The sequence below is a fragment of the Pseudoalteromonas sp. SWYJ118 genome (genome assembly GCF_015864505.1).
Taxonomy (GTDB): Bacteria; Pseudomonadota; Gammaproteobacteria; order Enterobacterales; family Alteromonadaceae; genus Pseudoalteromonas; species Pseudoalteromonas arctica.
Genome location: NZ_JADYXC010000011.1, coordinates 86,170 through 102,433 on the forward strand (window position 1 = coordinate 86,170; position 16,264 = coordinate 102,433).

Here is a 16,264-nt window from a genome sequence, read left to right on the forward strand (position 1 = left end):
ATTTAGCGTGTTTTAATAGAGTTCCCTGTAATTAATGAACCGGTAAAAACTCGTGCTTCAGCAGCGGCTTGAGGGTTTTCAATACGTTCCATGAGTATGTCTACAGCGGCTTTAGTTAGCTGTTTCATAGGTTGTTGTATTGTGGTTATTTGATAGTTGTACCAAGACGCAGCACTAATACCATCAAACCCTACCACCGACACATCGTCGGGTACGCTTAAGTTTAAGTTTTGTTTGATTTCATCAATTACGCCAATGGCCATTACATCGTTACTGCAAATAATAGCATCGGGTAGGGTGTTTGTTTTTAACCAATCTTCTAATGCACTTCGTGCTGATTTATAGCCATAATCACCATAAATAACAGGCGTATTTTGGATACCTAAAGTGTGTAAATAATTTTGAGCTATTTCACGGCGCTCGTTGGCTACATCGGAGTCATCTGGGCCGGCAATAATTAAATACGACTTATGGTTAGATTGGTGTAATAAATCAATTAGCTGTTTAATGCCTTTATCGTGATTACAGCAAACTGTGTTTGCATTCGATTCAGGCACATTACGGTTATAAAGCACAATAGGTGTGCTGTGTTTAGCAAATAAATCTAGGCTTTTACTATCAAAGTGAGCCGCTAGAGCAATTACGCCATCAACCTGAAAGGTCCAAATGTTTTCGAGTAATTCATCTAATTCGTCTGCGTCATCAAGAGTAAAGAGCAGCACTCGTTTATTGTTAAGTGCTAGCTCTTTGTTAAGCTCAGAGAGTACCTCAGGGTAGTTCAAGTTTGCTCGCGATGATAAAATAACCGCGACCATACCAGACTGTTTAGTGATCAACATACGGGCAATGGCATTAGGGCGATAGCCCATTTCATTGGCTGTTGCGACTACCTTTTCGCGGGTTTTTTTAGACACGCTAAATCCGGGTCTAAATACACGCGATACCGCCGATTGTGATACACCCGCTTCGCGGGCTACATCATATGAGGTGACTCGTTTTTGCTTTGACAATGATTTATTTCCTATATCGTCTTACTCGTATGTCTGCTTGTTCTTTGTGGCCAGCGAACCCTTCTGCAGCACATAAACGTGAACAATACTCACCAACAACAACCGAGGCTTCTTCTGTTACTCGTTGGAAAGTACATGTTTTTATGAATTTTCCTACCCATAGCCCACCAGTATAACGCGCTGCTTTACCTGTGGGTAGTGTATGGTTTGTACCAATACATTTATCGCCATAAGAAACGTTAGTTTGCGGACCTAAAAACAAAGCTCCAAAGTTTTGCATGTTTTCTTTGAAGTAGTCGGTATTGCGAGTCATAATTTGTACGTGTTCAAATGCAAGATCGTTAGCAACTTCGATCATCTCCTCATAGGTATCACATACAATAACTTCACCATGATCCTTCCATGCCACACCTGCAATATCAGCTGTAGGTAATATGGTAAGCTGCCTCTCTACTTCAGCCATTGTATCAATAGCTAATTGCTCAGAGTTAGTCAGTAAAATAGCGGGAGACGTAGGACCGTGCTCTGCTTGGCCTAGTAAATCGGTCGCACATAATTCGCCATCAACACTGTCATCAGCAATAACGAGTGTTTCGGTAGGGCCTGCAAATAAATCGATACCAACTCGGCCAAATAACTGTCGTTTAGCCTCGGCTACAAAGGCGTTACCCGGGCCTACAATCATATCTACTGGAGCAATAGTTTGCGTTCCAATAGCCATTGCAGCCACGGCTTGTACACCACCGAGGCAGTAAATTTCATCTGCGCCGGCCATATCCATTGCAACCACAATTTCTGGTGATGGCTTGCCATTAAAAGGTGGAGCCATGGCGATAACACGTTTAACACCGGCTACTTTAGCCGTTAATACACTCATGTGTGCAGAGGCTAGTAGTGGATATTTCCCACCTGGTACGTAACAACCTACGCTCTCCATTGCTATGTGTTTATGGCCAAGTGTAACGCCAGGTAGTGTTTCTACTTCAACGTCTTTCATTGAGTCACGTTGAATTTGAGCAAAATTGCGGACTTGGCTTTGCGCCCATTTAATATCTTCGATTAATTGATCATCAAGTTGTGCATAACACGCTTTAATTTCATCACTAGATAGCCTGAAAGACTTCGGAGTCCATTTGTCGAATTTTTCAGAATATTCACGAATTGCTGCATCACCTTCAGATTCAACACGCGCTAAAATATTTTCTACAATATCTCTTACTGATTGATTTTGTTTTTGTTTTGAGTCAACTGGCTGACCTTTTTTTAAATGCTTTATCATTGTTTATATCCTTAGTGACTAGTTGTTTTATACACTGTTGATGAGACGTACTGGTTAAATAATGTCTTGCATCTGTGGGTACTCTAATTAATAATGACTTCGAATGCAATATAGAATTTAGGTGAACAAATGGGATTTGATAAAACTCTTTTACTTGGTAAAACCATTTTGATAACGGGTGCGGGTAAAGGCATTGGTAAATCGTGCGTACAAAAGTGTGTAGATGCGGGTGCAAATATAATTGCTGTGGCGCGTACAAAACACGATTTGGAGCAACTCAAGGAATATGCTCCTTCGCAAATAGAAATCTGGCCGCTTGATATAAACAGTGATGCTTTTTATGAGCGTTTACGCGGGCTTACTAAGTTAGACGGTTTACTTAACAACGCAGGTATTAACCGTGTTGCGCCAATGCTTGAGCAAACAGATGACAATATTGATGATGTAATTTCGATGAATATTCGTAGTGTTTATCGAATAAGCCAAGCAGCATTACCAGCCTTAATTAACTCTGGTGCCGGTGCTGTGGTTAACATGTCATCTCAAATGGGTTTTGTAGGCTCACCTAATCGCACTTTGTATTGCATGAGTAAGCATGCGGTAGAGGGGCTCACCAAGGCGCTGGCAGTTGAGCTTGCAACGCAAAACGTACGTGTTAATAGCGTTGCTCCTACGTTTGTTGAAACGCCAATGACAAAGCCAATGCTTGAAAATCCCGACTTCAAAAAGTTTGTTTATGACATGATCCCAATGAAAAAAATTGCCCAAACGGATGATGTTGCAAATGCTTGTGTATTTTTGCTTAGTGAGTTGTCTGCAATGATCACAGGAACAAGTATAAAAATTGATGGCGGCTGGACCGCTCAGTAATTAATTTAGGAGAGAATAATGAGTTTATTTGCAGATCGCTTAGTACGATACGATGATTTAATTCCGTGTAAGAACGCCTTTATTGATACGCGTTCGCCTGGTAGTGATCAAAAAGAAAATTTTACTATTATAGGTCCAGGTGTTGCCGAAAACCCTAATCAGCATGTGCATATTTCTATACCACATGGCTTTAATATTGGTGGTGCTCGCCAACCTGCTGGGTGCTTAAACTCGCAGCATAGCCACTTAACCGAAGAGATATTTGTTGTACACAGTGGCACATGGGCATTTTATACCGGTGTAGACGGTAAAGACGCTAAGGTAATTTTAAACGAAGGCGATATTATTTCGATTCCTTTAGATATTTTTAGAGGATTTGAAAACGTAGGTAATGGTATTGGCTACTTATATGCAGTGCTTGGCAGTGACGATCCGGGTAGAGTACTTTGGGCTCCACAAGTATTTGATATGGCAAAAGAGTTTGGCCTTATTTTACTTGAAAATGGCAGTTTAGTAGATACAACGCTCAATGAAAAAGCCCCTGAAGGGGTTAACCCAATGGCTGTTACTAGCAGCGAACAAATAGCGCAGCACCGAATAATAACAGACGAAGAGCTTGCGCAAACAGTGGTCAGAGCAAGTGATTTTAATTGGAACAAGCACTCTTACCTAAGCCAATTCGAAGGTGTTTACGAAGCACCGCTAGTTGGTAATTTAAATGCCGATACGCCTATTCAAACACAACTAAATTGGCCACATGGATTTAATATATCAGCGTTAAAACTCCAACCAAATGCAAAAATAGCAAAACACATTCGTTTTGAAGAAGAGGTTATTTTTGTTCATCAAGGTAGCTTAACCATTGATTTAGGCGATGAAGTACTAACGCTTACTCAAGGAGATACATTTTCAGTTCCTATTGAGCATAGCCGAGCGTTTAGTAATGAAGCGAAAAATGATTGTATTGTGTATATCACTCGCAGGAATGATTCGCCAAAAGATCCGCAATTTATTTAAACTTTAATACCATATGTAATTTAAGGCACTTAGCTTGTTTTAGCTAAGTGCTTTTTTCGTGGTAAAAAGCCAGTAACCAGCATTGTGCCTACAATTACAAATAGTGCGCCTAGTAATGTATTAGGCCCTATTTGCTCGTCTAAAAGTAAATGCCCCCAAAATATGCCAAATAATGGAATTAAAAAGGTGACAGTGAGTGCTGAAGTTGGGCCTATATCGTCAATAAGTTTAAAAAATAATATATACGCAAGCGCGGTACATACAACGCCCAGTACTAATACACCTAGCATAACGTTGGTGGTTGGAACTTCACGTATTGGCATAAATAAAATAAGTGGCAATACCATAAAACTCGACGCCCACATTGAGCCATGAGCGTTATCGAATGGAGCCAATTTGGGCGCATTTTTAGTGTAATGCGATGCAATGGCATAGCAAAGTGAAGCGCTTAATGCCGCTACTATGGCTATGATTGATTGGCTATTTAGTACAAAGTGATTTTGCCCAACAAGTATTGCAACACCTATCAAGCCAAGTAATAAACCAAGCACCATACTTTTGGTAGGCTTTGTTTTTGTCCATAAAATACCAACTACTACGCCCCAAATAGGGGTTGTTGAATTTAAAATTGATAAAGTAGAAGCGCTTATAGTTTGTGCTGCATAGGCAAAAAATAAAAACGGCAGAGCCGAATTAAACGCGCCTATAATAAAAAAGTGTTTTTTGTGTTCAGTAAAGGCTAAGCGGCGCTTTAAGTATAAGGCAACAATAAATAAAGTAACTGCGGCAAAGCCAACTCTAAACTCAATTAATACTGCAGGCCCTAAACTGTTAGCGGCCATTCGCATAAATAAAAATGATGCGCCCCAAATAGCGGCCAGAAAAAATAATCGCAGTAAGCTTGCTAAGGTCATGATAGTATTTTAATTATGCATATTGGATTTTAGAATAGCAGGGTTTATAAATACTGTAAGCCATATTCGGAACCGGCATATAAAAATAATAAATTAAGGATAAGAATGAAAACGTTCTCAGTAGTTTCTATGGTATTTATCACTTTTTTGGGTGGATGTAATTCAAGCTCAATCAACCTTTACAGTGATACCACCATGAAAAAGAATGAATACAATGGTATTAAAGCGTATCGAAAAGGACAGTTTGAGGCCGCTTTCAATTATTTAAAAGAGCCTGCTGGGCTAGGCTATAAAAGCGCACAATACACGTTGGCGTTTATGTTTTTGAAAGGCCAATACTTGGAGCAATCTACTAAACTAGGGATGGGCTGGCTAGGTGTTGCAAGAGAAGCGGGGGTTGAAAATTGGTCTGCGCAATACGATGTATTTTACAGTGCAGCGACTACGCAGCAAAAACAACAAATAGACGAAACAGTTGCGTTGTATATAACGCAATTTGGCGTTAAAGCACAAAATATGACCTGTCGTCGTTCAACTTCGCCTAGACGTACATTTGGTGAAGTTAAAATTGATTGCACTAAGCACGAAGGTAGCGTTACCGAGCACGACATACAAATAATAGAATAGAGTTATGGCTTTTCTAGCTTTTTTTCAAAGTCGCTTTTAACTATTTCAAGTGCTTTGAGTACTTCTTCTGGGGTAACATCGTGCTGCTCTAGTATCATAATTAAATCTACTGCAAGTTTAATATGTGTAGGGGCTTGATCAAGTGGGCTTGTCATTTAATTCTTTCTTTTTTGATATTTGGCTAATGGCGACATTTATTGCTGTTTGCACACGTTGTTCCATATGTATGCGTTCTGATTGCGGTAAATAAAACGCCATATCTACATCGTAGCGAATATATCGTGGCGGGAGCTGATTTAGTACCGTACAACAAAAGTCAGCCATTACATCTTCATCATATTTTTCATCAAGTTTAAGTTTGATGATTTCTTCAACTACAATCTTTTCGTAATAGTTGTGTATGTCTTCGTGTAATCGCATATTCCCACCGCTTTAAAATAATCCGTTTAACTGAGTCTATACTAAGGCTTACTATAAATCGATAGCGGCTTTAAATAGTTGTTTATGAAAATTAATTAGTGAACTCAAATTACGCTGATAACCGCCACCTAAAGCGCACATTAGTGGGATTTGATGTTGCTTACAGAAGTTGAGAACAAACAAGTCGCGCTCATATACGCCATTGAGCGATATATTAAACAAGCCTAACTCGTCTTTAGTGTAAATATCAGCGCCTGCATTATACAAAATAATATCAGGGTTATGTATGCGCACGCAAAAATCGAGTGCTTGCTCTAATGTAGCAAGGTACTCATCGTCGGCTGTTTTAGCGGGCAATGCAAAATCGTAAGTGGACTCTTGTTTATTAAGAGGAAAATTTTGTTCACAATGAATTGAGCAGGTAATAATTTGGTTATGGTTTTGAGTGATTTGTGCTGTGCCATCGCCTTGGTGTACGTCGCAATCAAAAATTAAAACAGTGTCGGCTTGCTCTGTATTTATTAAATGTGCTGCTGCAATAGCTAAATCATTAAAAATACAAAAGCCACTGCCAAAATCGCTATAGGCATGATGATAACCACCGCTCAAGTTAAAGGTTAGATCGTGACTAAATGCCGCTTCAGCAGCTTGAATACTCGCGCCAATAGATAAAAGAGTACGCTCTACAAGTTGTTGCGAATAGGGAAATCCCATCTTTTTAATTGCTTTATCGCTTAGTGTTCCATTTAAAAAGTCATCTATATAACGTTGGCTATGACATAGCGCAAGTTGAGATACGGTTACTTTTTTAGGCTCTTGAAAGTGAATCGCCGAAACACCTAGATTTTCTATTTCGGTTTTAAGTAACTTATACTTTTGAATAGGGAATCGATGACGTTCTGCAAGGATAAGGTCTGAATACAATGGATGATAATAAAGCTGCATAGTAAAGTGCGCCTTAACGCAGTTGTTGTTTTTCTACTTGTTGTATTTTGTCCTCAGTGGCAGAAATTGCTTTTCTGCAGCGACCCAATCGAGCATGTGTGCTTAATATTTCAAGGTTAAGCTTTTGTGCTTTAGCAGGCGAGGCTTTATCCATTTGCATTTTTCGCTCTTCAATCATGAGCACTAAACGGCGTTCAAACTCATGGTTTTGTTTTAATTCGTCGTAAAGTTCGTGCGATGATTGCATTATTTTTTGTACAGCATGCTTATAAACAGTTTGCTTAGGGCGAGGTTTATAATGGCTTTTGTTTTCTTTAACCCAAATAGGCGTTGATTTAATAACATTAAACACGGCTTGTACTTGTGCGCCAATGCGTTCAAGTGCGTAGGTATAAGCATGACGATGCTCGCTTGGCGGTAATCGTGACACTTCGTCTTCTATTTCTATTACGTAATCGACTAGATTCATGCTTTTTGTACTAAAAACTGCGCGGTCAAACAAGCTAGGTTGCGCTTGCATGTAACGATTTTTAGAAAAAAGTTTAGCTTTATCAAATTGCTCAGCTTGTTGTTTTAGCGTTGCAACTTGTTGACGTAGTTTATCTAAAGCCATCGAATGCATATTAAAAGTAAGCCTCGTAAATTAGTTTTAATGCTAAAAGTATAACCATAGTATTAAATACAGGGCGAATAAATTTACTACCAAAACGTATTGCTGAATGTGCTCCAAACCATGCGCCTAGCATAATAAAAAAGCCCATTGTTATGCCAAGTAAAAAGTTTACATGTCCGAGTGCTACAAAGGTGATGAGCGATATAAAATTAGAAACAAAGTTCATTGAACGCGCTAAACCACAATTGAGTAGCAAGTTCATTTTATAAAGCATGCCATTAGAAGCAGTCCAAAAAGTACCTGTACCTGGGCCTGCTAAACCATCAAAAAAGCCTAATGCTAAACCCTGTAGCCATTGTTTTATTTTCATCGCTTTGTTGAGTTTAGGCAGTTCATCGCCTTCTGTGGTGCTTAAATTACCAAATAAGCTATAGGCGGCAACTAAAATAATAATAATTGGGAGTAGTTTGTTTAAAAAGTCGATACTTAAATGATCAACAATAATAGTCCCTATCAATGCACCTATTGCGGTGGCAATTATGGAGGCAGCCCAAAACTTTGGACTAAATAAGTTCTTTTTATAGTATGTATAGCTTGCTGTTAAGGAGCCAAAACTTGCTGCTAGTTTATTGGTGCCTAATGTTAAATGTGGAGGTAAGCCTGCAGTTAATAAAGCGGGCACAGTTAACATACCACCGCCACCGGCGATAGCGTCTATAAAACCTGCGGCAAGTGCAACAGTACATAAAACAGCCCAGGTTGTTGGATCGAGTGCGAGTTCAAACATTAATAATCTATTTGTCTTTTAAAAGGTGGTAGGGTGTCGAGCATGGCTTTACCGTATCGCTTAGTAACTAAGCGTCTATCGAGAATAGTAATACAGCCTTCATCACTCTCTTTTCGCAGCAGTCTACCACAGCTTTGTACCAATTTCTTTGCGGCGTCTGGTACGGTAATCGTTAAAAACGGGTTACCGCCTTTGCTTTGTACAAATTCTGCTTGCGCTTCTTCTATCGGCGAAGTAGGTACAGCAAACGGAATTTTAGTAATTATTAAGTTATCTAAATATTTACCAGGTAAATCAAGGCCTTCCGAAAGGCTTTGTGTTCCAAATAAAATACTGCCTTTGCCTTCGTCTACATTTTTGGTGTGTAATTTAAGCAACGCTTCTCGCGACATTTCACCTTGTACTAATAAGTTAAAACCTTTTGTTCTAAGAAACTTTGTTACGTGGTCCATTTGCCAATAAGAAGCGAATAGTACAAGGTTCGCTTTTTTATCATTTAGGTACTCTGGTAATGTTTTAGCTAGGTGATCACTAAAGTCTTTATCGGTTGGTTCTACTTTAGATACCGGAATACGTAAAGTGGCTTGTTTTGGGTAATCAAAAGGAGAAGGTACTTTAATAAATTTAACGCCTTCTTCTTTAGCAAGTCCTGTTTCGTAAGCAAAGTGATCGAACGAGCCCAGTGCACTTAATGTAGCAGAGCACAAAACAGCGCCCGCGCATTCTCGCCACAATTTATCTTTTAAGTAATAACCGACCTCGATAGGGCAGTCGCTTAATAAGTGGTCGTGATGGCTTTTGTATTCAAGGCGTTTTATCCACCGTGCATGAGGAGCACCTTCGCCTTTTTTTGCGTAACTAAACCATAGTTTGTTTAGTTGCTCTAACCGGTTTATGTATTGACCGCTTTCGCCTAGTATTGGGTCGGCAACGTAAGGTTTTATGTCGCCATCACTTACATCTTGGGTAAGGGTGTCGTGCATTTTGTTTAAACAGCGCAGCGCATCTTGCGTGGCTTCGCTTATGTCTTTTGCTTTACTGTGCAGTGACTCTGGAATTTCACCGTGTTCAAAGCGATAAGTATCGTCTTTTGAGTATTCAAAGTCGGCATTATCAAGAATATCGCGAACTACTTTTAAATCTTTATTCGCGTCATTAATGCTGTCGCAAAGTTTAAAGTTTTGCCCAATAGCTCTTTGCCCCACTAAAACCTTCGCCATTTTCCCGCTAAACTTGGTGAGCTTATCAAGCCATTCTATCGTGCCTTTGATTGTTGCTGCGGCCGATGAAAAATCGCGTGTTATATGTGCTAAATGATGCGCTTCATCAATAACGTAAATGGTGTTGTCGGGCTCTGGTAAAATTTTACCACCGCCTAGGTCTAAATCGGCAAGTAATAAAGAGTGATTAATTACCAGTACATCCATTTGCATTAATTGATTACGAGCAAGCTGAAACGGACACGTTTGATGGGCCTTCATTTGGCGTTGGCATGAATGTTTATCGCACGCTATTAAGTTCCACACTCTATCGGGTACAGTATCGGCCCAACTGTCTCTATCGCCTTGCCATTTTTTATTCACATAGGCGTTATATAGCTCATTCAAACACTTGGTTTCCATTGCGCTCAATGGTGAAGTAAGCGTTGGCATAAAGTCCATTTGTGTTTGGCTATCGCCGTTTACAGCATTATGTAATTTGTGGGCACAAATATAACGATGGCGACCTTTTACTAAATCAAATTTAAAGTCGAGGCCTGAATGCTTTTTAAAAAATGGGAGTTCTTTTGCTATTAATTGTTCTTGCAGTGCAACCGTTGCGGTAGAAATAACTAGCTTCTTTTTTTGCGCTAAGGCAAGCGGTAATGCGCCTAAACAATAGGCAAGAGACTTACCTGTACCGGTGCCTGCTTCAATTACGCAAATGCGCTGCTTTTTATGGTATTCGCCAGCAAGCGTTTTTGCTATTTCGGCTACAAGGTAATTTTGACTGCTACGAGGGCGATAATCGTTTAGGTTGCTAGCCACATGCTGGTGTACTTGCCTAATTGTTTTTTTTAGTGAGTCAGAAAGCATGGGATGATTTACCTAAAGTATGTATATAATTACAGTGCTATGGATTTTAGAGTTATAAGAGTGTAACTACAAGAAGTGATGAAATTAATTTAGCAAAATAAAGTGTCTGAGTGTTTATTTAGGTTGAGTTTATGGCTTTAAAGCATTTTGAATTAAGTAAAAACTTACATATATATGTATAAGGTTTAGTAATAGTGTACTTAACAGCCGGTTTTATTGTTTCTTCTCATGCTTATGATACTGCAAACGGCATATGCTACGAAGCGTGGTTTTGTAGTGATAAAGGACCTATAAAAACGGTGTCGGCTAACGAAAGTGCACTGTTTTTTATCAAAAGCAAAGATGCTGAAATAGCGAATGAAATATTAGTAGCTGAATCACTTAACTTTAGTATTAAAAGTCTTGAGCTAAAAAACTTTCAGCAAGAAGATATGTCGGCCTGTTACTTCAAATCACTTAAACACTTTTATTCTGCTACTAAAGCTTTAAAGCAACGTGGAGTTGTATTATTTGAAGAAGATATTCGACCAATAGAGCGCTATTTAATGGAACGCTTTATAAAAGGTGGAGCTTGGATAACGGGTAATGTATTTAAACAAGATGGCTATACATTAATAACCGACGCTAAATTAAAAGCGAATGAAGAATATTCCCCAACCCTTAATAAACTCTCGTTAGATATTGAATGTAACGAAAGTGGGGTTTTGTTTTCTGTTGGGCTCGTAGGTTGTAATTTAGACTGTGTTTTAATGATTGGCGAGCCAGATAGAGAAGCTACCAACCTCGAGTTTGATATTATTTGGTGTGTAGATGAGGCTGAGCTGTTAAAGGGGTTAGAGCATTTTATTAAGCTTAGCGATCCTGATGTAATAATTGGCTGGAATGTAATTGAGTTCGACTTTGCTGTTATTCATGAAAGAGCTGAAGCACTCGGGATTAAGTTATTACTGGGTAGAGGAAGTCAGCCTTTGTATGTTCGAAAAGGGCACTTTACTCGAGTATCGATATCCGGGCGATGTGTAGTTGATGGAATAGACACTTTAAAAAATGGCACATATAGCTTTGAGAGCTTTTCGTTAGCTAATGTTTCAAATCAAGTGTTGGGTGAGTCTAAATTAATCGACACGGCTAATAGTTTGCAGGAAATTATTAGGCAATTTAACGAAGATAAACTTTCTTTAGCAAAATATAATCGACAAGATTGTATTTTGGTAAATAAAATTTTTGATAAATTAAAGCTACTCGATTTTTCTATTATAAGAACAAAGCTTACGGGGTTAGAGCTTGAAAAAAAGGGCGGCTCTGTTGCTGCTTTTATCAATATGTATTTACCATTACTGCATCGCAGTGGTTATGTTGCCCCAAATATGGGCGATCATGGACTTACATTTGAAAGCCCTGGTGGTTATGTCATGGAGTCTATTCCTGGCCTTTATAAAAATGTCATTGTTTTAGACTTTAAAAGCCTATACCCCAGTATTATGCAAACTTTTTACATTGATCCACTCGGACTAATAGAAGGTCTGAAAAATCCTGAGCATAGTGTGCAGGGATTTAATGAAGCCGTATTCTCGCGAGACAAGCATCACTTACCTTTACTTGTTAAAAGCTTAGCGTCTCAAAGGCAGCTCGCCAAAGATAACCAAGATCAAATGCTCTCTCAAGCAATCAAAATAATAATGAATAGTTTATATGGCGTTCTAGGCTCAAAAGGATGCAGGTTTTACGATCCTAGGTTATCGAGCTCTATTACGCTAAGAGGGCACGAAATAATGCTACAAACTAAAAAGTGGATAGAGGAACTTGGTTATAGCGTTATTTATGGCGATACCGACTCTACGTTTATTAAGTTGGATGATGAGCTAACACCAGATGAGTGTAATGAAATTGGTGCGTTTTTAGCTAAAAAGATAACTACAGATTGGGTTAATGAGACTAAACAAACGCACAACTTAACAAGTCATTTAGAAATAGAGTTTGAATCTCTTTATAGCCCTTTCTTTTTACCAACAATAAGAGGGAAGTTAGTTGGCTCTAAAAAGCGCTATGTCGGTAAATTAATTAAACCAAACGAATCAAAACTAGTATTTAAAGGATTAGAAACGGTAAGAAGTGATTGGACTAAACTTGCTCAACAATTTCAGTTCGATCTATTTACTGGTCTTTTTGATGGAAATTTAAAGATAAATGACCTTGTAAAAGACTATACAACAAAGCTATTTAAAGGTGAGTTTGATGATTTACTCATATTTAAAAAGAGATTAGGTCAAAACTTAATCGATTATAAAAAGAATATTCCTCCTCATATTCAGGCAGTTAAGAAACACCAGAAAAAAAATAGCGAATTTACGGTCAATAGGGGTGAATTTGTTACATTTGTTTACACAACTGCTGGAGTTGAACTATATCAAGGCTTTCATAGCTATGACTATGCAACTTATGTAGAAAAACAGATTGTACCGTTAATTGAAATGGTTGATCTTGTTTCGCACTCAAGTGTTTATTTTGGGTTAAATTTACAAGAGGAACTTTTTTAATAACACCATAAATAGCAACATATCTGTGTTTTCATACTGTCCACATCTTATTTATTCTAGTTTATTGCGATTTTGATTATTATATTCGCAAATATTTCTTTTTCCGCAAAGGTTTGTTAACTTTTTGTTGGCTTTTTGGTGGTTTTTGTTTATTATTTGCTTTAGTTGCTGTTAATCTTATGTAACTAAAATAAATAAATAATGATTACTACTATAAAGTAGTGACACCAGGGAGAATCAAATGTTAAACAATCAAGTAGCTAAAGCAGTGCGTGTCGCACTTGCATTTGGTGCAGCTTCAACAGCTGCATTTTCAGGTAATACAATGGCAGCCGAAGGCGCCGATAAAGTAGAAAGAATTGAAGTAACTGGTTCACGTATCAAAAGAACTGATATGGAAGGTGCGAATCCAGTACAAATATTAACACGCGATGACCTAATTGCTTCAGGTATTGGTAACGTAGGTGACATTCTTCAAGAAATTCCTTCAGTTGCTGGTGCGGGTACTAATGCTTCTGTTAATAATGGTGGCTCAGGCGCGGTGCGTGTATCTTTACGCGGTTTGGGTTCTTCAAGAACGCTAGTATTATTAAACGGCCGTAGAATGGTTGCGTCGGGTAGTGGTGCAAACTCTTCTGTAGATTTAAGTACAATCCCTACAGCAATTATCAAGCGAGTTGAAATTCTAAAAGACGGTGCTTCTGCAATTTACGGTTCAGATGCTATTGGCGGTGTAGTTAACGTTATTACACGTGATGATTTTGAAGGTTTTGAAGCTACAGCAAGTTACGATGCTTCGACACATGGCGGTGATGGCGAAACTAAAAGCTACGATTTTACTGTAGGTTTAACAAGCGATAAAGGCAGCGTGGTAGCTAGTGCATATTACGTTCAGCAGGGTTCTCAGTCTTCTGGTGATAGAGACTGGTCTAAATTTTCTTTAGACATGGATCATACAGGTGAGCTTTCTAAAGGTGGTTCTTCAGCTCCACCATGGGGTCGTTACAACGGTATTGATGGTTCAGTAGCTGGTGAAGATTGTTCTTCTTTTACTCACGGTGCAGCTAATGGTCCTGGTCAATCAGATCCAAGCGATTTTTCTAATCCAACTGGTTATGATTGTTGGGATTGGGATAAAGATACTTACAACTTTGCGCCTGTAAACTTTCACTTAACTCCGGCTGAGCGATATGGCGTATTTGTTCAGAGTAACTATGAGTTTTCTGATCATGTTCGTTTCTTTTCAGAAGTTAGTTTAAACCGCCGTATTTCAGATACTAAGCTTGCTCCATTACCTCTAGCACCACTTGCGTTCTTTGGTGTGACAAATGCAAATTATTCTGCAGATAACTACTATAACCAACAATTTGGTCCTAAAGACAGAAATGGTGACTCAGTTGAGATTTCTGATTGGCGCCGTCGTATGGTTGAAACTGGCGGTCGAGATACTCAATTTCGCGTAGATACAGTTCGCGCAGTAGTTGGTTTTGAAGGCGATATCAATGACGATTGGGGTTATGAAGTTTCATACATCTTTGGTTCAAGTGATTCTACAACTAAACGAGCTGGTGGCGTAAACTTTGAAAAAGTTTCACAAGCCGTAGGTCCTTCATTCCAAGACGTTGACGGTAGCATTGTATGTGGAACTGTAGATGATCCTATCGCTGGTTGTACATCATTAAATGTATTTGGTATCCCAGGAACTGATACTCAAGTTACTCAAGAAATGTTAGATTTTATTTCGTTTGAAGCTCACGATTTTGGTTCAAACGAACAGCAAATTATTAGTGGTAGTGTGTTTGGTAGTGCATTTGAATTACCAGCAGGTAGTTTAGGTATGGCATTTGGTCTAGAACATCGTGAAGAGAAAGGTGGTGATTTCCCTGATGCACTAATAGCATTAGGAATTACATCTGGATCTAGCCGTCAAGAAACATCAGGCAGCTACACTGTAGATGAGGCTTATGCTGAGTTTAATGTACCGCTATTATATGACGCACCTTTTGCAAAAGTGTTAGAGCTAGATTTAGCAATTCGTTATTCTGATTATGATACTTTTGGCGATACTACAAACCATAAAGTAGGAATTAAATGGTCTCCTATGGACGGCCTTATGTTCCGAGGAACATCATCTACTGCATTTAGAGCACCTTCAACTTCTGATTTATTCTCTGGCGCATCAGATAATAGCCCTGAAGTTTCGGACCCGTGTGCTACTAACCCTACATCATTCTGTATAGCTGACGGCGTACCAGCAGCTGGTTTTGAACCTATTGGTGACCAATTATCTTCTACTCTTGGTGGTAACCCAGAGTTGCAACCAGAAGAAGCTGATATATTTACAGTTGGTGTAGTTTATAGCCCTGAGTTTGTTGATGGTTTATCTTTCACAATCGATTACTGGGATATCGAGCTGGAAAATGCAATTAGCTCTGTAGGCGAGCAGTTAATTTTAAACAAGTGTGCTGAAAGCGGTACATACTGTGATCAAATAACTCGTTATACATCAGGTATTTTAGCTGGTAACTCAAGTGACATTGATAACAGAAACATAAATGTTGGTGGTGTAGAGTCATCTGGTTACGACTTTAATGTTGCTTATACAACTGATACGTCAATTGGTTCATTATCAGCAAGCTTAGATGCAACTTACTATGACGACTACACAATAACTCAAGCCGACGGTTCAACACTTCAAAATGCTGGCTACTACCGCCGAAATAGTGGTGATGGTAACTTCCCTGAGTGGAAAACTAACTTCAATGTATCGTTAGCTCAAGAGAATTGGTCTGCAACTTATGCATTGCGTTACATTGGTGAAGTTGAAGAAAACTTTACAAATATTGACCCTGATGATTTAGCTGATGTTAACTCTTCATTTAGAACTGAAGCCGTTAATATCGGTGGTACTCTTGATTCTTATGATGTTATTAGAACCGTTGACTCACAAGTAATACACAATGTTCGCTTTAGTTACTTCCTTGATAACTACACAGCTACTGTTGGTATTAATAACGTATTTGATGAAGATCCTCCGTATGCAGCAACAGGGTTTAACGATAATACAGACCCTCGTACTTACAATACAACTGGTCGTCATATATTCTTGACTCTTAACGCTAAGTTCTAGAGTTCAGAAAAACAATAATAAAGCGCTAATATTCATAATA

The 16,264-nt window shown here is 38.8% G+C and carries 14 protein-coding genes; 5 read left to right on the top strand and 9 right to left on the bottom strand.

Features of this window, described 5'->3' with window-relative positions; all coding sequences use genetic code 11:
- Positions 1-2: 2 nt before the first annotated feature.
- Both I6F48_RS12060 and hisD read right to left on the bottom strand, forming a co-directional pair.
- Positions 3-1,010: a LacI family DNA-binding transcriptional regulator gene (locus I6F48_RS12060; RefSeq protein ID WP_149591888.1), complete on the bottom strand. Its 1,008-nt coding sequence runs from the start codon at positions 1,008-1,010 to the stop codon at positions 3-5.
- A gap of 4 nt (positions 1,011-1,014) precedes the next feature.
- Positions 1,015-2,289: a histidinol dehydrogenase gene (gene hisD, locus I6F48_RS12065; RefSeq protein ID WP_165740531.1), complete on the bottom strand. Its 1,275-nt coding sequence runs from the start codon at positions 2,287-2,289 to the stop codon at positions 1,015-1,017.
- A 129-nt stretch (positions 2,290-2,418) separates the two neighbouring features.
- Here hisD and I6F48_RS12070 point away from each other — a divergent pair, with 129 nt between their 5' ends.
- Both I6F48_RS12070 and I6F48_RS12075 read left to right on the top strand, forming a co-directional pair.
- Positions 2,419-3,159, top strand: coding sequence for an SDR family NAD(P)-dependent oxidoreductase (locus tag I6F48_RS12070; RefSeq protein ID WP_197119514.1), 741 nt, complete (start codon positions 2,419-2,421; stop codon positions 3,157-3,159).
- An 18-nt stretch (positions 3,160-3,177) separates the two neighbouring features.
- The gene (locus I6F48_RS12075; RefSeq protein WP_197119515.1) at positions 3,178-4,176 is read left to right on the top strand and encodes a cupin domain-containing protein; all 999 of its coding nucleotides are present in this window, start codon (positions 3,178-3,180) and stop codon (positions 4,174-4,176) included.
- A 29-nt stretch (positions 4,177-4,205) separates the two neighbouring features.
- Here the strand turns inward: I6F48_RS12075 and I6F48_RS12080 are convergent, their stop codons facing one another.
- Complete coding sequence (locus tag I6F48_RS12080) at positions 4,206-5,090, bottom strand: DMT family transporter (RefSeq protein ID WP_197119516.1); 885 nt, start codon at positions 5,088-5,090, stop codon at positions 4,206-4,208.
- A gap of 105 nt (positions 5,091-5,195) precedes the next feature.
- Here I6F48_RS12080 and I6F48_RS12085 point away from each other — a divergent pair, with 105 nt between their 5' ends.
- Positions 5,196-5,717, top strand: coding sequence for a sel1 repeat family protein (locus tag I6F48_RS12085; protein ID WP_165728573.1), 522 nt, complete (start codon positions 5,196-5,198; stop codon positions 5,715-5,717).
- Positions 5,718-5,719: 2 nt separating this feature from the next.
- Here I6F48_RS12085 and I6F48_RS12090 read toward each other — a convergent pair whose 3' ends face one another.
- The 6 genes from I6F48_RS12090 to dinG are packed head-to-tail and all read right to left on the bottom strand — an operon-like array spanning position 5,720 to position 10,557.
- Entirely contained in the window at positions 5,720-5,872 is a 153-nt protein-coding gene (locus tag I6F48_RS12090) for a DUF2496 domain-containing protein (RefSeq protein ID WP_197119517.1), read from the bottom strand.
- Entirely contained in the window at positions 5,856-6,137 is a 282-nt protein-coding gene (locus I6F48_RS12095; protein ID WP_024590772.1) for a late competence development ComFB family protein, read from the bottom strand. The genes I6F48_RS12090 and I6F48_RS12095 overlap by 17 nt, the downstream gene beginning before the upstream one ends.
- A gap of 51 nt (positions 6,138-6,188) precedes the next feature.
- The gene (locus I6F48_RS12100) at positions 6,189-7,082 is read right to left on the bottom strand and encodes a histone deacetylase family protein (protein ID WP_197119518.1); all 894 of its coding nucleotides are present in this window, start codon (positions 7,080-7,082) and stop codon (positions 6,189-6,191) included.
- 13 nt (positions 7,083-7,095) lie between these two features.
- A complete protein-coding gene (locus I6F48_RS12105) occupies positions 7,096-7,704 on the bottom strand; it encodes a primosomal replication protein (protein ID WP_165735671.1) in 609 nt (202 codons plus the stop codon).
- 1 nt (position 7,705) lies between these two features.
- Positions 7,706-8,482, bottom strand: a complete 777-nt coding sequence (locus tag I6F48_RS12110; RefSeq protein ID WP_197119519.1) for a TSUP family transporter — start codon at positions 8,480-8,482, stop codon at positions 7,706-7,708.
- Positions 8,482-10,557, bottom strand: coding sequence for an ATP-dependent DNA helicase DinG (gene dinG, locus I6F48_RS12115; protein WP_197119520.1), 2,076 nt, complete (start codon positions 10,555-10,557; stop codon positions 8,482-8,484). The genes I6F48_RS12110 and dinG overlap by 1 nt, the downstream gene beginning before the upstream one ends.
- Positions 10,558-10,751: 194 nt before the next feature.
- Between dinG and I6F48_RS12120 the strand changes: the two genes are divergently transcribed.
- Positions 10,752-13,094 (top strand): DNA polymerase II, encoded by a 2,343-nt coding sequence (locus I6F48_RS12120; RefSeq protein ID WP_197119521.1) that lies wholly within the window; start codon positions 10,752-10,754, stop codon positions 13,092-13,094.
- Positions 13,095-13,335: 241 nt separating this feature from the next.
- A complete protein-coding gene (locus I6F48_RS12125) occupies positions 13,336-16,224 on the top strand; it encodes a TonB-dependent receptor plug domain-containing protein (RefSeq protein WP_165728577.1) in 2,889 nt (962 codons plus the stop codon).
- The last annotated feature ends 40 nt before the right edge of the window (positions 16,225-16,264 follow it).